We start from the raw sequence: 19,260 nt of genomic DNA on the forward strand, positions 1-19,260 counted from the left end.
AAAGAAACTATTAACAATCTTCGTCGATGCTTACATTCTGGCAACACCGACAGGCAGTGTTCGGTAAATTACTAAATTTCAATAAGTTAATGGTCATTTACCCGTTTATAACACGGCTCTGACCGGTATCATTTTCGTCATCTGCATCGTCATGCCCCTTGCCAGCTATGGATGCCACATCGATGCCATATTCCTTCAATTTTCGGTAAAGTGTGGTCCTTCCGATGCCCAGACGCCGCGCGACCTCGCTGATTTGGCCGTCATAATGCGCGATTGCGAAGCGGATCATTTCCTCTTCGGTGGCCGCAAGCGTGCGAACTTCCCCTTCGAGCGTGATGCCGCTGATCGACCCCGCACTGGAATTTTCTTTGATCCGAACTGGGAGGCTCTCGCCCGACATCGGGTTTAAGGCCGCATTCCTGCCAGAATGAGCCGCACTTCCTTCGCCCATATGACGGAAGTCGCGGACTGTCAGCGCGTGTTCATCGCACAAAAGGACGGCGTGATAGATCGCGTTCTTTAGCTCACGCACATTGCCGGGCCAATCGTAGCTCTTGAGGCTTTCCAAAGCATAGGGCGTAATGCCGGTGATATGCCCAAGTCGCTCTTCGCTGGCAAAATGCATCAGAAACTGATGCACCAGAATCGGAATATCTTCGAGACGATTTCTAAGCGACGGAACTTCAATCGAAAACGATGAAATCAGGTGATAAAGGCCGGGATGAAACCGGCCCATATGCACGAGCTCTGTCACGGAATGACTATTTGACGCAATGACGCGTGTGTCTGCCAAAAGATCGGCGCTGTCACCAGCGGCCGCATATTGCGATGCCTGCATGATTTCAAAGAGGCGAAGCTGCGTGCGATAAGACAGCGCGCTTATCTCATCAAAAAACAACGTTCCGCCCTGCGCCTCTGCGATCTTACCCGCGATCCGGATTGGGGCTTCACCAGAATTGGTCGATCCTGTTCCCGAATGCCCAAACAGCACCTGATCGGCATTGCCTTTTGCGAGAGACCGGCAATCGATAGCAACAAACGGTCCCTGCCAGCGTGTGCCACCGCTGCTGATCGCCCGCGCCAGCGTTTCCTTGCCCGTGCCGACTTCGCCTTCAATGAGCAATGGCGTATCAAGCGGCGTCACGCGACGCGCAAGCATGGCCACTTTCTCCATTTCCGGGCTCTTCGTCACCATTTCGGAAAGCAGGATATGCGACTTCTGCGAAGAACGCGTCCGCTTGAGTTCCTGCGTCAGCGAATCGAGTTTGAAAGCATTGGCGACGGAAACCTGCATCCGCTCGAACACGACAGGCTTGGTCATGAAGTCGACCGCACCCAACCTGATAGCCTGCATGGCTTTTTCGAGGTCGTCGTTCTGTACCAGCACGATGACAGGAATATTGATGCCCGCTTCACGCATTTTTGTAAGAACTGCGCAGCCGTCCATGTCGGGCATGGTCAGATCGAGAAGTATGAGCGCGATGTCTTTACGGTTACTGATGAAACCGAATGCACTTGTGCCGCCATCCGCAAGAATGGTTCTATGCCCCATGCGCAGCACAGCCGTTTCGAGGCTGCGGCGTTGAATCGGATCATCATCCGCTATAAGAATACGCGTACTCATGGGTGCTTCACTACCAGTGGTGTATGTGCCGGAACATCCCAATATTTAGTATGTGTCATATTTCAGGCGCGTCATTTGGAGCATCGTTCCAGATTAATGCAAGCCCAATGCTCAGACATTCACGCATCATCCTCAGAATAGTGTCGCACCTTCGAGCTCAAGCGCGCCCCCTTGGCGTCACGAAAAAGACATGCGAGAAGGGGGCAACAGGAGAATGCCAATGACCAATGCGATGAACCGTTTTTCAAAGCCCACCATGTTTGACGCTGCTCTTCATCTGCCAGCCGGTGACACCGGCGCCGCCAAAAAGCCGGATCTCGGCAAATTGCCGGAATGGAATCTGGCTGACCTTTATCCTTCTGCCGAGAGCGCTGAACTGAAAGCCGATCTCGAAAAAGCTGCAAAAGATGCGGCCAATTTTGAAACCCGCTGGAAGGGCAAACTCGGAGACGAAGCTGCAAAGGCCAATGGCGGCAATTTTGCTGAAGCAATCAAGGAATATGAAGCGCTCAGTGAACTGATGGGCCGCATCGCCTCTTTCGCGGGCCTGTATTATTACGGCGACACGACCGATCCTAAGCGCATGAAGCTTTTCGGCGATGTGCAGCAGAAACTGACAGACGCCAACACGCCGCTCATTTTCTTCAGCCTCGAAATCAACCGCATCGATGATGACGTGCTTGAAAAAGCGATGGCCTCCAATCCGGCCATCGGCCACTACCGCCCATGGCTGGAGGATCTGCGCCTCGACAAGCCATATGAGCTTGAAGACAAGCTCGAACAGCTTTTCCACGAAAAGTCGATCACCGGCTACAGCGCATGGAACCGCCTGTTTGATGAAACCATGTCGAGCCTGCGCTTTGATGTCGATGGCGAAGAACTGGCCATCGAGCAGACCCTCAACATGCTGCAGGATGCAGACGGTGCCGTGCGCAAAAAGGCATCGGAAGCGCTCGCCAAGACTTTTGGCGCAAACCTGCGTACTTTCACGCTGATCACCAATACGCTGGCCAAAGACAAGGAAATCTCCGACCGCTGGCGCGGTTTTCAGGATATTGCCGACAGCCGCCACCTTGCCAATCGCGTCGAGCGCGAAGTGGTCGATGCGCTCAGCAGTGCCGTTGAAGAAGCCTATCCGCGTATTTCGCACCGCTATTATGCGCTGAAAGCCAAGTGGCTCGGCCTTGAAAAGCTGGAAAACTGGGATCGCAATGCGCCGCTGCCGGAAACACCGCAGGCGCTGATCTCATGGGATGAAGCCCGTGAAACCGTACTTTCCGCCTATGGCAATTTCGCACCTGAAATGGCCGAGATCGCCAGGAAGTTCTTCGACAAAAACTGGATCGACGCGCCGGTTCGTCCCGGTAAAGCGCCAGGCGCTTTTGCGCATCCAACTGTGCCTTCCGCCCATCCTTATGTGCTGCTCAACTATATGGGCAAGCCACGCGATGTGATGACCCTCGCCCATGAGCTTGGCCATGGCGTGCATCAGGTTCTGGCTGGAGAACAGGGTGCGCTGATGGCATCCACGCCACTTACACTGGCTGAAACGGCTTCCGTCTTTGGTGAGATGCTCACGTTCCGCTCGCTGCTTGAACACACCACCAACAAGCGCGAACGCAAGGCCATGCTGGCCCAGAAGGCCGAGGACATGATCAATACGGTCGTGCGCCAGATCGCTTTCTATCAGTTTGAGCGTCGTGTTCACACCGAACGCCGCGAAGGCGAACTGACTTCAGAACGCATCGGTGAAATCTGGATGGATGTTCAGCGCGAAAGCCTTGGCGATGCGGTCCATCTCAATCCGGGTTATGAAACCTTCTGGACCTATATTCCGCACTTCATTCATTCGCCGTTCTACGTCTATGCCTATGCTTTCGGCGATTGTCTGGTAAACTCGCTTTATGCCGTCTACCAGAACTCGGAAAAGGGTTTCCAGCAGAAATACTTCGACATGCTGAAGGCCGGTGGCACCAAGCACCACAAAGAATTGCTGGCACCATTTGGCCTTGATGCAACCGATCCGAATTTCTGGAGCAAGGGCCTGTCAGTGGTGGAAGGCATCATCGACGAACTCGAAGCTATGGAAGACTGAGCAAATTCGTGACCCACAAGGGTTTGAATAGGGGTTTGAATAGGCCACACATCCTTTTTCGGGATGACAAAGCGGGTCGTGAAGTTTTCTTCACGAGCCCTTCTGCAATCATCCGTGCCGATGAGCCGGAAGAATTCGACGCAGCATGGGAGGCCATGCAACGCGCCCACGAAGCGGGCAAATGGCTTGCAGGCTACCTCTCCTATGAAGCGGGCTATCTGCTCGAACCCAAACTGAAAGAGCTTCTGCCGGAAGGTCGCAAAGGGCCGCTTTTATGCTTTGGTGTCTTTGACGGCCCCGCAGATACGGAACTGCATCATCGTAGCGACGACAACATCACTTTTCTGCGCGAGCCGGTGGCCCAATGGTCATTTGAGGACTATGCGCCACGGTTCGAACGGCTCCATCAGCATTTACGGGAAGGCGATTGCTATCAGGGTAATCTGACTTTCCCGGTTCATGCTGAGTGGGACGGTGACCCGCTCGTTCTGTTTAACGCGCTCGCAAAGCGCCAGCCGGTTCGCTATGCGACCTATTGCGATCTCGGCGGTCCCATCATCCTGTCCCGCTCGCCGGAACTGTTCTTTGAAGTCAACGATGACGGCTGGATGGAAACACACCCGATGAAGGGCACCATGCCACGCGGCGCGACATCTGAAGAAGATGAGAACAATCGCCAGTTTCTGATGCATGACCCAAAGAATCAGGCGGAAAACCGCATGATTGTCGACCTCTTACGCAATGACATTTCGCTGGTGAGCGAAGTCGGATCGCTCGACGTACCTGAGCTTTTCAGGGTGGAAACCTATCCAACCGTTCATCAGATGATCAGCCGTGTGCGGGCAAAGTTGAAGTCCAATGTTTCACTACGCACGCTTTTTACAGCACTTTTTCCATGCGGCTCCATCACTGGCGCCCCTAAAATTAGCGCCATGGAAATTCTGCGAAAACTGGAAACTGGTCCACGTGACATTTACTGCGGCTCACTGGGCTGGATTGAACCGGGCGGACGGATGCGATTCAATGTCGCCATCCGAACGCTCTCGCTTCACAGCCAAAATCGTGCGATTTTCAATGTCGGGGGCGGTGTGGTCTTCGATTCCACAGCGCAAGCGGAGTATGAGGAATGTCTTCTGAAAGCGCGGTTCGCGACGGGTCAAGTGCCAGCAATGCGCAACCCGATTACCAACTGATCGAAACAATGCGATGGGAGCCGTTATCCGGCATCCTGCGTTGCGGTCTGCACATGGCGCGGCTTGAAAACTCGGCGCGTGAGCTTGGTTTCCATTACAGTATGGAGACCGTGCATCAGAAAATTGCGGAAATCGGTGCGGGTGAAAACCCGCTCAAGCTGCGGCTTACACTGGCACCCGACGGACTGGTTACGGTTGCAGCCCTGCCCTATGTGCCACTGCAGCCTCAGAGCGTCTGGCGCATTGCCGTTGCACGCACACACCTCAACCATGATGATCCGCTGCTTCGTCACAAGACCACACGTCGCCAGGCCTATATCGCTGCCCGGGAAGAATATTCGACAGCAGAAGTCGATGAGGTCATCCTCCTCAATGATCGTGATGAAGTTTGCGAAGGCACAATCACCTCGATTTTTCTCGATATCGGCGGCACCACTTGCGTCACCCCTGCACTCTCCTGCGGGCTTCTCGACGGTGTTCTGCGACGCGAACTTTTGAACAATGGCGTGGTTCAAGAAGCCGTTGTCACCGTTGATGACCTCAGCCGCGCGCGCAACATTCTTGTCGGCAATTCCTTGCGTGGAATGATCCGCGCGCAACTGGTCACGATGTAAATTCGTTAAACACGTATTCATGTCATAGGCTTGTGACGTTTCTTTCTTTCTATGAACCTGTGCTATCGTGGCAAATTAGCATTGTCCAACTCGTGACAATGCCAAGCGCTGCACCTTGCAGCAGGAGAGAGAAAAAAATGGCGAAAGCGAAATGGCCAGTCTATGGCGAAATTACCGGCCCTCTTATCATGATCGGCTTTGGCTCGATCGGGCGCGGTACCCTGCCACTGATCGAACGCCACTTCAAATTCGACAAATCCCGCATGGTCGTTATCGACCCATCGGAGAAGAACCGTAAAATTCTCGATGAGAAGAATATCCGCTTCATCAATGAAGCAATCACCCCTGAAAATTACAAGGACGTGCTTGGCCCGCTTTTGAAGGACGGAGGCGGTCAGCCATTCATCGTCAACCTGTCGATTGATACCGGCTCGCTTGATTTGCTGCGATTTAGCCGCGAACAGGGCGCGCTTTACATCGATACAGTCGTCGAACCTTGGCTGGGCTTTTATTTCGACGAAAAGGCCGACAATGCCTCGCGCACAAACTATGCATTGCGCGAAACTGTACGTGCAGAAAAGCGCAAGCACCCCGGTGGACCGACAGCTGTTTCCTGCTGCGGAGCCAATCCCGGCATGGTGTCGTGGTTTGTAAAAAAGGCGCTGATCGATCTCGCAATCGAACTCAAGCTCGACTTTGAAGAACCTGCGACTGATGATCGTCAGGGCTGGGCCAAACTCATGAAAAAGGCCGGAGTGAAGGGTATTCACATTGCCGAACGCGATACCCAGCGCGCCAAAGAGCCAAAGCCGTTCGATACGTTCTGGAACACCTGGTCCGTCGAAGGTTTCATCGCGGAAGGCTTGCAGCCCGCCGAACTTGGCTGGGGCAGTCATGAAAACTGGAAGCCCAAGAATGCGCGCAAGCAGAAGAAGGGCAACAAGGCGGCAATCTTTCTTGAGCAGCCCGGCGGCAGCACTCGCATTCGTACATGGTGCCCCACGCATGGTGCGCAATTTGGTCTGCTCGTAACGCACAATGAAGCTATTTCGATCGCGGATTTCTTCACCATTCGCAACAAGAAGGGCAAGCTCGAATACCGCCCGACCTGCAACTATGCCTATCACCCTTGCAACGACGCCATCCTGTCACTGGATGAAATGTTTGGTGCCAATGGCAAGGCACAGCCAGCACAGCATGTGTTGGACGAATCTGAAATCCTCGACGGCTCGGATGAGCTTGGCGTACTGCTCTATGGTCACGACAAGAACGCCTACTGGTACGGCTCGCAGCTGAGCGTCGAAGGAGCACGCAAACTTGCTCCTTACCAGAATGCAACGGGATTGCAGGTCTCATCCTCAGTGTTGGCGGGCATGGTCTGGGCGCTGGAAAATCCTGATAGCGGCATCGTTGAAACTGACGAAATCGATTACCGCCGCTGCCTCGAAGTGCAGTTGCCTTATCTCGGCCCGGTCAAAGGCTATTACACCGACTGGACGCCGCTTGAAGGTCGTGGCAAGCTGTTTGAAGAAGATATCGACACCAAGGACCCTTGGCAGTTTCGCAACATTCTGGTGCGCTAATCGCAAAGACCAATCATTGGTCTTTGGTTAAGTCCGGGTAGCAATTGAACTTTTTCAAGGCTGATGCGTCAGCATCTCAGCGCCTTGATATGAAATAGCCAGATTGCCCGGCCATGGTCGGGTAATCGCGAATGCGGCAGTTTCGCAACATTCCTGCTATCCTCTTCAAAGGGGCTTGTATTCGTGTAAATTTCCATCCATCACACGGTAAACACTCGAACGGAGAAGATGGACATGAAACGCTTCCGCATCATTGGCTCTACGGCAATCGTATCGCTCGCGCTTGCAGGATGTGTTGCTACCGGCCCTGGCGGTGGTGGCAATGTCCCTGTCGTTAATCGTGCGCCATCCGGTATCGACGGCAAATGGGTCGATCCTAACGGCATCGTGTCGTCCTTTAATGGCGGCATTTTTGAAACCCGCTCAACCGACACCAATGAAAAGCTGGCAGAAGGTAACTATCGTTACCAGTCGCCTCAGCTTGTTGAGATCGACATGCGTTCGATCGTACGTGGCACCTCTTCGCGCGTGAATTGTGCGCTCGTTTCACAGAACCAGCTCAACTGCACGTCGTCGGCAGGCTCGCGCTTCTCGCTGACCCGCCGCGCTTAAAATGCGTTAAAACAGCATTCCAAACGGCATACGCATTTAGCGTGTGCCGTTTTTTTATGGGTTGTTTGATCGATTACCCGACAATTCGACTGCCGCCTCTATTGTTAGGATTGTAATTTGCCTGTTTTTGTCTAGTTTTCCGGCAAAGCAGGAGTCGGAATATGAGTGAGACGGAAAAAGTGACCGCCAATCTGAGCACCAGCGGAATAAAGCAACCTAAAGTGGGTGTTCTGCTTGTCAATCTTGGCACGCCCGATGGTACAAGCTACGCCCCGATGCGGCGTTATCTGGCTGAGTTCCTTTCCGACCGTCGTGTCATCGAATGGCCGCGCCTTTTGTGGTATCCGATCCTCTACGGCATCGTGCTCAACACACGCCCAAAGCGTTCCGGCGCGCTCTATGACCGTATCTGGAACCGCGAGAAGAATGAATCGCCCTTACGCACCTATACGCGTGCGCAAGGCGAAAAACTCGCCGTTGCGCTCAAAGATCATCCGAACGTCATCGTGGACTGGGCCATGCGTTATGGCCAGCCTTCGATTGAAGAAGTGACGGATCGCCTGTTGAAGCAGGGTTGCGAACGCATCGTCATGTTCCCGCTCTATCCGCAATATTCAGCGACCACCACGGCCACGGTGAATGACAAATTCTTCGAAGTGCTGATGAAAAAGCGCTTTATGCCAGCGGTCCGCACGATCCCTTCCTATGAAGTGGAACCTGTCTATATTGAGGCGCTTGCGCGCTCGATTGAGAAGCATCTTGCGACGCTCGATTTCAAGCCGGAAGTGATCCTCGCTTCCTATCACGGCATCCCCAAAAGCTATTCGGACAAGGGCGACCCTTATCGCTCTCAATGTCTTGAAACATCACGGCTTTTGCGTGCGCGCCTCGGCATGGATGACAAACAGTTCCGCTCCACCTTCCAGTCTCGTTTCGGCCCGGAAGAATGGCTCCAGCCTTATACGGACGAGACACTGGAAGAATTAGCCAAGCAGGGCGTCAAGTCAGTTGCCGTACTCAATCCCGGCTTTGTGGTAGACTGTCTGGAAACCGTTGACGAAATCGGTCACGAAGCGGCTGAGGCTTTCCACGAGGCCGGCGGCGAGAATTTCAGCCACATTCCATGCCTCAACGATAGCGAAGAAGGCATGAAAGTTATTGAGACGCTCGTACGGCGCGAATTGCAGGGCTGGGTCTGAGGCCATGGCGCAAAGGGGCATCATATTCGCCCTGCCCCCACTGCCTTACCGCCTTTACTAAGGGGACTACATAATGACTGGCTTTGATATCACGCTATTGATTTTGGCAGCACTTGTTCTGGCAACGCTATTTGCCGGGATCAAGACTGTGCCGCAGGGTTATAACTACACCGTGGAGCGCTTTGGCCGTTACACCCGCACTCTTATGCCTGGCCTCAATCTGATCGTTCCATTCTTCGACAGGATCGGCGCACGGCTTAACATGATGGAGCAGGTGCTTGACGTTCCCACACAGGAAGTTATCACCCGCGACAACGCCATCGTCGGTGTTGACGGCGTCGCCTTTTATCAGGTGCTGAACGCGGCTCAGGCTGCCTATCAGGTTTCCAACCTGCAATATGCAATCCTGAACCTCACCATGACCAACATCCGTACCGTCATGGGTTCGATGGACCTTGATGAATTGCTCTCCAACCGCGATGCGATCAACGATCGTCTGTTGCGTGTTGTCGATGAAGCCGCGCATCCATGGGGCCTCAAGATGACCCGCGTGGAAATCAAGGACATCAATCCACCTGCAGACATCGTCACTTCCATGGCACGCCAGATGAAGGCTGAGCGCGACAAACGTGCGCAAGTTCTGGAAGCGGAAGGCGACCGCAACGCACAAATTCTGCGTGCGGAAGGCCAGAAGCAATCGCAGATTCTGGAAGCAGAAGGCAAGCTTGAAGCCGCCAAGCGCGAAGCAGAAGCCCGTGAACGTCTGGCCGAAGCGGAAGCCAAGGCAACCACACTCGTTTCTGACGCCGTGTCTGCCGGTAATGTTCAGGCGCTCAATTACTTCGTGGCGCAAAAATACACCGAAGCGCTCGGCAACATTGCCAGCGCCAAGAACCAGAAAGTGGTTCTCATGCCGCTTGAAGCAAGTTCGCTGATCGGTTCGCTGGCTGGTATTGGTGCAATTGCCAAAGAAGTTTTTGGCGATAGCAGCTCCACGGTTGAGCCAACCCCGACTACACCAAACCCGCGCACCCGCAGCGTACCCACCACCAATCGTTAAAGAGGCAGGGCGTCATGATCATTCATTTCCTGTCACAGCTTGGGCTTTGGGGCTGGTTCGTTCTAGGACTTGTCCTGCTCATCCTGGAAATTATGGCGCCCGGCTTCTTCTTCATCTGGTTTGGCCTTGCAGCCCTTGTCACGGGCGGCCTCGCCTTCCTGCTCGGCTCATTAATCGGTTTTGGCTGGCAAGTGCAGACCGTGCTGTTTCTGGTTCTCGCCATTGCGTTCGTGCTGGCGGGCCGTCGCTTTTTCGGCGTCAACGATCAGCAGGACGAGCCGTTGCTCAACCGTCGAGGAGAGCAGCTTGTCGGGCAGCGCGCCACTTTGAATGAGCCTATCGTCAACGGGCGCGGACGTATCCATATCAACGACACAACATGGCGCATCAAAGGCCCCGACCTCCCTGCAGGCACGGAAGTGCGTGTGGTGTCCTTTGACCCAATCACTCTGGAAGTAGAAGTGGAAGTATAGGTGGCTTGTAGGGAATAAGCGTTCTTAAAACCCTATCCCCCTGATCCTATTCTATGCCTCAGGCAACCCCAATGCGCAGCAGATCGTGGAAATGCACGAGGCCGATCGGTCGATCGTCCTCAACCACGATCAATGCCCCGATATGTTTCTCATTGAGGATGCTCAAAGCAGCGCTGGCGAGCAGATTCTGATCTACCGTCTTGGGCTTGCGTGTCATGATATCATCGACAGCAAGTTCAGACAGATTACGGCTCAGATTACGTGAAATATCACCGTCCGTGATAATTCCAGCCAATGTGCCATCGTCATTGACGACAATCACGCAGCCGAAGCTCTTCTGAGCCTGAACCTTCATGGCATCCGGCATCAATGTGCCCGCCCTGACCAGCGGCAGACGTTCACCCCTATGCATGATCTCGCGAACATGGGTAAGGCTCGCACCAAGCGAACCGCCTGGATGGAAAGTCTTGAAATCTGTCGGGCTGAAGCCACGCGCTTCCAGAAGAGCGATTGCAAGCGCATCGCCAATAGCAAGCTGCATCATTGTCGATGTCGTAGGCGCCAGACCATGCGGACAGGCTTCCTGTGCCTTTGGCAGAATCAAAGCGATGCTTGCTGCCCTTCCGAGGGCCGATTCTTCGCCCGCCGTAATAGCAATCAGCGGAATGCGGAAGCGCTGCGAATAATTGACAATACCTTTGAGTTCAGCCGTTTCACCCGACCATGAAAGGGCGAGGATCACATCATCGCGGCCGACCATGCCAAGATCGCCGTGATTGGCTTCGGCAGAATGCACAAAGAAGGCTGATGTCCCGGTAGAGGCAAAAGTCGCTGCAAGCTTGGTGCCGATATGGCCACTTTTGCCAACGCCCGTAACAACCAGACGGCCTTTTGAAGCAACAATCGTCCTGACTGCTTCTGCGAATGGAGCCGAAAGGCCATTATTCAAGGCTTCTTCAAGCGCCACAAGGCCAGCATTTTCGGTCTTGATCGTGCGCAGAGCCGAGGCAATCAAATCCTCCGCGCGCGCGGTTTCATTTGTGGTGTCGAGCTTTGTCATATCGGACTGGGTCATGGCGCACAGGGTTAGCGCCTTCAAAGCCGGTTGTCCAAGCATTTGTTGCTGCACAATCCAGGCACTTGGAAAGCAATAATTAGTAAACAATTAACCATGTCCGTTTACCGTTCAATTACCACGTTGCAACGGTTTGAAGACAATATGCTTTTTGCCAATTCCTCATCCGGCGGATCATCGCCTTTTGCCCGCAGGTTGAGATGCCTGTTGCTGGCAGGGTGCGCCTTGGCAATCAGTCACTCGCCAGCCTTTTCTCAGGATGCCCAGCTGCGCGGCAGTGTGGATGAAGATAACCTCTCCGTTTCTTCACCTGACCAGACCGCCAATAGCGATACTGATCCGACAGATCCGAATGCGCCCGCATCAGTTGATTTCGCAGATAGTTCCTACACGCCGCCTGCCGACAGCACTTCCCAGTCACAGCCTACCGAACCGGCGCAGGCAGCACCAACTGTGGAGGAGGACGCTCAGCCCTTCCTTTCGACAGACAACATGCGCGTTGGTGCGATCACAACTGAAGATCAGGATGACACTGGTCGCGTACGTCGCGAAAACCTTCCCGCCATTCCTGAACAGGGTCGCCGCGCCACACCGGAAGCTGATCCCTTTGCGCCACTAGGCGTTCGCGTAGGCTCATTCATGCTGCGTCCGACGCTTGAGCAAGGCATTCGCGCTACAACGAATGGCGATAACAGTTCGACCGGCTCGAGCGCCATCCTCTCGGAAACGACGCTGCGCCTCAATACAGAATCCGATTGGGGACGCCATCAGGCAACATTGGATGCCTCAGGCACACTCAGCAAATCGATTTCCGGCCAGGACGTGTCGGAACCACGCGCCGATGTTCAGGGCAATCTTCGCTTTGATCTCAGTGACCAGACAACCGTCAATGCCGGTGCGGGCTACAAACTGCGCCGTGAAAGTGCATCAAGTCCCAACGGCGTAACCGATGCTCTCAAACGCCCGCTAGTTCACACCCTCAATGGCAGCCTTGGCATCGAACGCGACACTGGCCTGCTTTTCGGTCGCGCAACGGGCCGCGTCGAGCATGAAATCTATGGCGATGCAGAACTGTCTTCAGGCGGCACTGTCAGCCAGAAAGATCGCGATAACACCTATGCCAGCATAACACTGCGTGGTGGTTTTGCCATTTCACCCGCACTCAAGCCTTTTGCCGAAGTTGAACTGGGCCAGCGCATGTTCGATGAGCGGGTGGACAGCAACGGTTATGAGCGCAGCGGCTCGCAATATGCGGTGCGTGGTGGCCTGATGTTCGACCGGGGTGAAAAGTTCAATGGTGAATTCTCCGCTGGCTTCATGCGCGCCAATAGCGATGATTCCCGCCTGAGCGATGTCAGTGGACCATCACTTGCAGCTGCCATCAACTGGTCGCCGCTACGCGGAACCGATATGCAGCTCTATGCACAAACCATGGTCGACACCTCGACAACACCCGGCGTTTCCGGCGCGCTTCTGCATTTTGCGAGCCTCGAGGTCACGCGGCGCGTGCGCTCGGATCTGAGCCTCAACGGTAAGCTCGACCTCAATGTCCGTGACAATAAGGATGGCACCGGAACCGACTACACAATCGGGGCGCAGATCGGTGGAACATATTGGATCAATCGCTATGTCGGCATTGACGCGCGACTGCGTCATGAATTCCAGACCAGCCAAATCTCGGATCGAGAATATCGCGCCAACAGTGTCTATGTCGGCATGAAAGTGCAGCGTTAAACCAAACAAGAAAAAGGACGGCTTTCGCCGTCCTTCTTATTTTCAGTCCCACTGAGGGGCTAGCCCATCCGGACTGACAATACGGCCATCGGGTTTGACAAGCGCGTGGATTGCCTGCATTTCGGTCTCACTTAATGCAAAGTCGAAAATGGCCAGGTTTTCCAGAATTCGTGCCTCACTAACTGTTTTGGATAGTGCAATCACATTATCCTGCTGTACCAGCCAGCGAAGAACCACCTGCGCAACCGACTTGCCGTGGGCTGCGGCGATATCCTTGAGAACCGCATCGCTGAACACTTTTCCGTCGGCCATCGCATAATAACCAGTGATCGACATGCCAGCCGCATGAGCTGCTTCAATCACGCTGCGCTGGCTCAAATATGGATGATATTCGATTTGGTTCGTCACCAGCGGCAGATCGGAAAGCGCCTTTGCTTCTGCCATCAATGCCGTGTTGAAGTTCGACACACCAATGTGACGAACCTTGCCAGCTTTTGCCACTTCATTCAGTGCACCGATCTGTTCGGCAAGCGACACAGCTTCATTCGGCCAATGCAGAAGCAGCAGATCGACATAGTCGGTCTTAAGCTTGGTAAGGCTTTCATCGACAGATGCGATGAAAGCATCATGCTTATAATTATCTACCCAGACTTTTGTGGTCAGAAAGATGTCGCCACGCTGAACGCCGGAAGTCGCAATTGCTTCACCGACCTCGGCTTCATTGCCATAAATCTGCGCGGTATCGACATGGCGAAAACCAGCCTTGAGCGCGTAAGGGACGATGCGAAGCACATCTTCACCCGGCATACGGAAAGTGCCAAGGCCAAGGGCGGGAATGGAGGCACCATTTGTTGTTACGTTATGCATACTAGTTCCTTTGATTTTATGCGGTAGCGACACGGGTTTCGGTACGGCGATCAAGCACGCCGCTTAGGACTGTGAGAACCAGAGCGCCACCGACGAGAATTGCACCGACCCAAGGGGTTGCGATGAGACCAAGCTGGCTTTCAACGACCACCCCACCGAGCCAGGCACCGAGCGCAATACCGAGATTAAAGGCTGCAATATTGAGCGCGGAGGCGACATCGACAGCGCCCGGACGGTATTCCTTGGCGAGCTGTACGACATAGAGCTGCAGGCCGGGTACATTCGCGAATTGCAGGAAGCCAAGCGCTGCAAGTGTCATCAGTGTGAAGAATGGCGACACCGCACTGAAGCTGAACATCACAAGCACAATGGCCTGCAACACGAACAGCACCGTCAGGGCACGAACCGGATTGTCGTTAGAAATGCGGCCGCCAACGATGTTGCCAATAGCGATCGCAATGCCATAGAGCACCAGAATGTAGCTGACGGATCCTTCCGCAAAACCGGTAATGTCCTGCAGGATCGGTGTGAGATAGGTGAAGGCAACGAAAGTGCCACCGTAACCGAGCGCGGTCATGCCATAGACGATCAGCAGACGTCCGGAGCCAAGCACACGGAGCTGATCCATGAGCGATGCAGGTTCAGCCTTTTGAAGGCTGCGCGGCAGGAGAGCAGCAATACCGACAAGTGCGACGAGGCCGATTGCCGAGACAGCCCAGAAGGTTGCGCGCCAGCCGAAATTCTGACCAATCCAGGTGCCAAGCGGCACGCCGGTTACGATTGCAACCGTCAGACCCATGAACATCATGGCGATGGCAGAACCGCGCTTGTTTTCAGGCACGAGATCGGCGGCAATCGTTGCACCGACCGAGAAGAAGACGCCATGGGCAAAGGCCGAAAGCACACGTCCAATCATGAGGATTTCATAGCTTGGTGCTGAGGCTGCCACCATATTGCCTGCAATGAACAGCGCCATGAGGCCAAGCAACAATGGCTTGCGTTCAAGACGACCGGTCAGAGCAGTGAGGATAGGAGCGCCGAAGGTAACACCAAGCGCATAAACGCTGACGATCAGTCCGGCGAGTGGAAGAGTAATATGCAAATCCGAAGCAACCGTCGGCAGGAGACCAACGATCACAAATTCGGTTGTCCCGATCGCATAGGCCGCGATCGTAAGAGCGATAAGAGCGACAGGCATGGGAGGAGTTCCTGTTGTTTAATGTTGCCCTCATATCGCTCTCTGGATATCAAATGATAAGACTGATAATATTGTATATAGCTGTTCATTAGATTCACAGGTGATGGTTTGGATAATCGTTTCGGTGAAATGGAAGTTTTCGCGCGCGCCGTGGCGACAGGCAGTTTTTCCGCTGCCGCGCGTCAACTCAACATGACGCCTTCAGCAATCAGCCGCCTTGTCTCGCGGCTGGAAGATCGCCTGCAGGTGCGATTGCTGGTGCGGTCCACACGCAGTCTGACCCCAACACCGGAAGGCGAGTTCTATCTGGCGGAAGCACGCAGCCTGCTCGACAAACTCACAGAAATGGAAGCTCGGATTACCGATGGTGCACAGGCAGCCGTGCGCGGTCCGTTGCGGGTCAGTTCAACAGTTGGCTTCGGTGCAACGGTGATCATGCCGCTGGTGCCGGAGTTTCTGAAGCTTTATCCAGAGGTCGAACTCGACATAACACTCAACGACAGCATTATCGATCTCTGGCAGGAGCGCACCGATCTGGCAATCCGCTCAGGTGCGTTGAAGGATTCGGCTTTAAAAGCCCGCCCCATCACACTGATGCGACGGCTGGTGGTGGCCTCGCCCGACTATCTGGAAAAACATGGTACGCCTCAAAGGCCCGAGGATCTGAAAACGCATAATTGCCTGCGCTATAATTTCCAGCCGAGCGAATGGGAGTTTGCAGACCCCGAAACAGGCGAGAGCGTTCGACAGGTGGTTTCCGGCAATTTTCTTGGCAGTGACGGCACCATCCTCAGACGTATTTGCATCGAAGACGGCGGTTTGATGAAGACCGGCGAACATACTGTTGCCAACGATCTGGCAACCGGGCGACTGGTAGAGGTGCTTGCGGAATGGTCACCTGCGGAGCCCGAGAAAATCCATGCAGTTTTCCCCGGCCACCCTCACCTTGCCGCACGCATTCGCGCCTTTATCGACTTCCTTGCAGCAAAACTTTAAGCATGGAGCGCCATCCTTTCCGAAAATCATTCACGATTTCCGGGCCGATGCGAGAGCCCAGGCCAGGTAGGGCGCACCAACGAGTGCTGCAAAAAGGCCCAGAGGCAATTCATAGGGGAAAGTCACATTGCGCGAACCAAGATCGGCAATCACCATCAAAAGCGCTCCGAGCACGGCTGATGCAATCACATGCGATTGTGCCTGATCAAAGCCCATACGACGCGCCATATGCGGTGCCATCAGACCCACGAAGCTCAAAGGTCCGACCAGCAGCGATGCGGCGGCACTGGCAAGCGCGGCAAGCAGGATCGTCAGTATTCGCGCGGCCCGCACCGGCACGCCGAGCGAGACCGGAATAGTCTGACCGAGCGGCAGGATCGTCAGCCAGCGGGACGCAAGCAATGCCAGCCCAATCACACCGAATGTCAGCACGACAAGGAAACGCGAGCTTTCCGGCGTTGCCGTGGCCGATGAACCGCTAAGCCATGCAAGGATTTGCCATGAGCGCTGATCGCCGATGGACAGGAAGATACTCAATATGGCTGAAGCGAACGAACCCACCGAGATACCGGCAAGCAGCAGGCGTGCGGATGACAATCTTCTGCTGCTCGCAAAGCTCAAGACCACAAGCATGGCAATCAATGCGCCAATGCCCGCGCAAAGCAGCAGTTGTGCATTGTTCGGTGCCGCAAAAATCGTGAGTGCCATCGCAAAGCCTATGCCCGCTCCGCCGCTGACGCCTATCACTTCAGGGCTTGCAAGGGGATTACCGGTCAGACGCTGCAGGACGGCTCCCGCCATCGCAAGCAGGCTACCGGCAGCGGCGGCGGCCAAAAGGCGCGGCCAGCGCAGAGGCAAAATATCGCGGAGATTTTCACCCATCAGAAGCAGCCAGCCTTGCGGCGTTCGCGCCAGTGCGAGAGCAAAAAATGCTGCAACCAGCAACGCCGCGAGCAGCGCAGCTAGTTTCACATTGGATGCACGCTTGATGACATGTACAGGCGAAGACTGTTGCGATGTGGCTGTGCGAACACGCGGAATGAGCCACAGCAGCAAAGGCCCGCCTATCAGTGCTGTGACGGCACCTGTCGGGAACGTTTCGCCAAGATTAGCACCAAAAAATTGTACCGCTCCATCGCAGATCCAGAGCAGCACGGCACCAGCAAAGGGCGACGCCAGCAGGATTGAACCCGGCTTTCTGACGCCGAAGCCACGCACGATTGCAGGGGCCGCCAGACCGATGAAACTGACAAGACCGACATTGGCCGCAACGCCAGCGCTCAGCACCACCGCAACGGCAACGACCGCCACGCGAAGCCATGCCAGCGGAACGCCCAGCGAGCGCGCACTGCTATCGCCAAGGCCTGCAAGCGTCAGCGGACGGCTCAGCATGATTGCGGCAATGAGACAGACAAGGAATTGCAGGGCAAGGGCCACCGTAGACGACCAGTCCTGCTGGCTCAGCGAGCCACCATTCCATGTCACAAGTGACATGAGATACTGGCCCTGCGATAGCGTCATTGCAGCGGAGAGTGCGCTGCATGTGACACCGATCAGAAGGCCTGAAACGACCATCGTGACCGGCTCAAGCCTATTGCGCCAACCAAGCAGAAAGACGATTGCGGTCGCAATACCAGCACCCGAAAGTGCCACCACCCAACGAAACTGATCAAGCGCCGTTGGGAAGAAAAGCGTTGCCGCAACAATCGCCAGCTGTGCACCCGACGACACGCCAAGCGTCGATGGATCAGCAATTGGATTATTCAAAAGCCTTTGCAACAAGGCGCCGGCCAGTCCGAGTGCTGCACCGGCAAAAATCGCGACCGAGGCACGCGGAAACAGCACATAGGCCAGAATGACCTGTTCGGTGTTCATGTTCTGTGGATCGAACGGCAGCGCAGGCCACTCGCCAAATGGCAGGAACGCGTTGGCGTTCCAGAGGAACAATCCAAGAGCAATTGCAACGCCGATTAAGGCGCTCGAAATGAGTTTGCCAGTGGTCACAGGGATGTCTCCCCGCTTGCCTGCAAGGCATCTTTCAGAAGCCGGGCAAACCGCAATCCCGCAGTTATGCCGCCATAGGGATTGATGTTATCAAGCATATAAACCCGGCCTTCCCGAACGGGCTTAAGCGACCGCCATATCACGCTGTTGCGCAGACCATTGCGCGATTCAACCGGAATATCCGAGATGATTATGATGCGTGCATCAGGATTTGCCGCCAGATTTTCCAGCGGAACTGGTGCCGCAAATGTAAAGCGCGAACGATCCGTCCAGGCATTCGGCAAGCCTAGCCTTTCCAGCACATCACCGAACATGCTGTCATTGCCGAAAGCACGGAAGTGGCGCGCGTCGCCAACGTTGATGAGATAGGTCGGGCGGGATGCAAAAGGCTTTAACGCTTCTTTGGTCTCGGCGATAAACTTCGTCTGAACCTCAATGACACTTGCTGCTTTGGCGCTCAGTTCAAGCTTATCACCGAGTGCCGTTACAGCTTCCAGCGACTTCGCATAAGGCCCCTCGCCATGCACATAAAACGGCAACGACATGATCGGTGCTATCGATTTCAACGCATCCTCATGCTGCGTGTAAAAAGGAGAACTCAGGATCAAGTCTGGCTTGAGCAGATAGAGAAGCTCGAAATTTGGTGAACCGCGCAAACCAAGATCGACGACAGAAGAGGGTATTGGTGGCTCAACTGCATCTTCGCGAAACCGGATAAGCTCAGTTGCCGCTATTGGTGTAACGCCCAATGCCATCAGGCATTCCAGCATAGCCCAGTCGATGGCCGCAATGCGCGAAAATGGGTTGGCGCGCGCCACATTTGGCAAAGCCAAAGCCGCCAGAACGCCAAGGGCTTTCCGGCGGCTTATTTTCAGATCAGAGAATATCGATCCGCGCTGCGGGTCTGTTACCATGTAAATGTCAGCTTGCTCA

The 19,260-nt window shown here is 54.7% G+C and carries 16 protein-coding genes; 10 read left to right on the plus strand and 6 right to left on the minus strand.

Features of this window, described 5'->3' with window-relative positions:
• Positions 1–97: 97 nt before the first annotated feature.
• Positions 98–1,624 carry a sigma-54-dependent transcriptional regulator gene (locus C9380_RS17345; protein ID WP_024895951.1) on the minus strand — a complete coding sequence of 509 codons (1,527 nt, stop codon included), beginning with the start codon at positions 1,622–1,624 and terminating at the stop codon, positions 98–100.
• 232 nt (positions 1,625–1,856) lie between these two features.
• Here C9380_RS17345 and C9380_RS17350 point away from each other — a divergent pair, with 232 nt between their 5' ends.
• The 8 genes from C9380_RS17350 to C9380_RS17385 all read left to right on the plus strand — a co-directional run bounded on the left by C9380_RS17350 (position 1,857) and on the right by C9380_RS17385 (position 10,453).
• On the plus strand, positions 1,857–3,719 hold the full coding sequence (locus C9380_RS17350; protein WP_128094461.1) for a M3 family oligoendopeptidase: 1,863 nt from the start codon (positions 1,857–1,859) through the stop codon (positions 3,717–3,719).
• A 35-nt stretch (positions 3,720–3,754) separates the two neighbouring features.
• Positions 3,755–4,912 carry an aminodeoxychorismate synthase component I gene (locus C9380_RS17355; RefSeq protein ID WP_374844485.1) on the plus strand — a complete coding sequence of 386 codons (1,158 nt, stop codon included), beginning with the start codon at positions 3,755–3,757 and terminating at the stop codon, positions 4,910–4,912.
• Positions 4,846–5,526, plus strand: a complete 681-nt coding sequence (locus tag C9380_RS17360; RefSeq protein WP_128094132.1) for an aminotransferase class IV family protein — start codon at positions 4,846–4,848, stop codon at positions 5,524–5,526. The genes C9380_RS17355 and C9380_RS17360 overlap by 67 nt, the downstream gene beginning before the upstream one ends.
• A 137-nt stretch (positions 5,527–5,663) precedes the next feature.
• Entirely contained in the window at positions 5,664–7,109 is a 1,446-nt protein-coding gene (locus tag C9380_RS17365) for a homospermidine synthase (RefSeq protein WP_128094133.1), read from the plus strand.
• Positions 7,110–7,343: 234 nt separating this feature from the next.
• Positions 7,344–7,721 carry an outer membrane lipoprotein Omp10 gene (gene omp10 / locus C9380_RS17370; RefSeq protein ID WP_024895956.1) on the plus strand — a complete coding sequence of 126 codons (378 nt, stop codon included), beginning with the start codon at positions 7,344–7,346 and terminating at the stop codon, positions 7,719–7,721.
• A gap of 161 nt (positions 7,722–7,882) precedes the next feature.
• Positions 7,883–8,920: a ferrochelatase gene (gene hemH / locus C9380_RS17375; RefSeq protein ID WP_024895957.1), complete on the plus strand. Its 1,038-nt coding sequence runs from the start codon at positions 7,883–7,885 to the stop codon at positions 8,918–8,920.
• A 73-nt stretch (positions 8,921–8,993) separates the two neighbouring features.
• Positions 8,994–9,980, plus strand: a complete 987-nt coding sequence (locus tag C9380_RS17380) for an SPFH domain-containing protein (protein WP_024895958.1) — start codon at positions 8,994–8,996, stop codon at positions 9,978–9,980.
• 14 nt (positions 9,981–9,994) lie between these two features.
• Complete coding sequence (locus tag C9380_RS17385) at positions 9,995–10,453, plus strand: NfeD family protein (RefSeq protein WP_024895959.1); 459 nt, start codon at positions 9,995–9,997, stop codon at positions 10,451–10,453.
• Between the two features lie 58 nt (positions 10,454–10,511).
• Here C9380_RS17385 and C9380_RS17390 read toward each other — a convergent pair whose 3' ends face one another.
• Complete coding sequence (locus tag C9380_RS17390; protein WP_111787535.1) at positions 10,512–11,513, minus strand: KpsF/GutQ family sugar-phosphate isomerase; 1,002 nt, start codon at positions 11,511–11,513, stop codon at positions 10,512–10,514.
• Positions 11,514–11,672: 159 nt separating this feature from the next.
• On the opposite strand from C9380_RS17390, the gene C9380_RS17395 reads away from it, so the two are divergent.
• Positions 11,673–13,262, plus strand: a complete 1,590-nt coding sequence (locus C9380_RS17395; protein ID WP_128094463.1) for an outer membrane beta-barrel protein — start codon at positions 11,673–11,675, stop codon at positions 13,260–13,262.
• A gap of 42 nt (positions 13,263–13,304) precedes the next feature.
• Here the strand turns inward: C9380_RS17395 and C9380_RS17400 are convergent, their stop codons facing one another.
• Positions 13,305–14,129: an aldo/keto reductase gene (locus C9380_RS17400; protein ID WP_128094134.1), complete on the minus strand. Its 825-nt coding sequence runs from the start codon at positions 14,127–14,129 to the stop codon at positions 13,305–13,307.
• 16 nt (positions 14,130–14,145) lie between these two features.
• Positions 14,146–15,327 carry an MFS transporter gene (locus C9380_RS17405; protein WP_128094135.1) on the minus strand — a complete coding sequence of 394 codons (1,182 nt, stop codon included), beginning with the start codon at positions 15,325–15,327 and terminating at the stop codon, positions 14,146–14,148.
• Between the two features lie 108 nt (positions 15,328–15,435).
• Here C9380_RS17405 and C9380_RS17410 point away from each other — a divergent pair, with 108 nt between their 5' ends.
• On the plus strand, positions 15,436–16,323 hold the full coding sequence (locus C9380_RS17410; RefSeq protein ID WP_164844678.1) for a LysR family transcriptional regulator: 888 nt from the start codon (positions 15,436–15,438) through the stop codon (positions 16,321–16,323).
• 30 nt (positions 16,324–16,353) lie between these two features.
• Here C9380_RS17410 and fhuB read toward each other — a convergent pair whose 3' ends face one another.
• Together fhuB and C9380_RS17420 are read right to left on the minus strand one after the other, a co-directional pair.
• On the minus strand, positions 16,354–18,327 hold the full coding sequence (fhuB, locus tag C9380_RS17415; RefSeq protein ID WP_128094136.1) for a Fe(3+)-hydroxamate ABC transporter permease FhuB: 1,974 nt from the start codon (positions 18,325–18,327) through the stop codon (positions 16,354–16,356).
• Positions 18,324–19,241, minus strand: a complete 918-nt coding sequence (locus C9380_RS17420) for an iron-siderophore ABC transporter substrate-binding protein (RefSeq protein ID WP_128094137.1) — start codon at positions 19,239–19,241, stop codon at positions 18,324–18,326. Before C9380_RS17420 ends, fhuB begins: the two co-directional genes overlap by 4 nt.
• Between the last annotated feature and the right edge of the window lie 19 nt (positions 19,242–19,260).

Source organism: Brucella pituitosa (genome assembly GCF_003049685.1).
GTDB lineage: Bacteria > Pseudomonadota > Alphaproteobacteria > Rhizobiales > Rhizobiaceae > Brucella > Brucella pituitosa.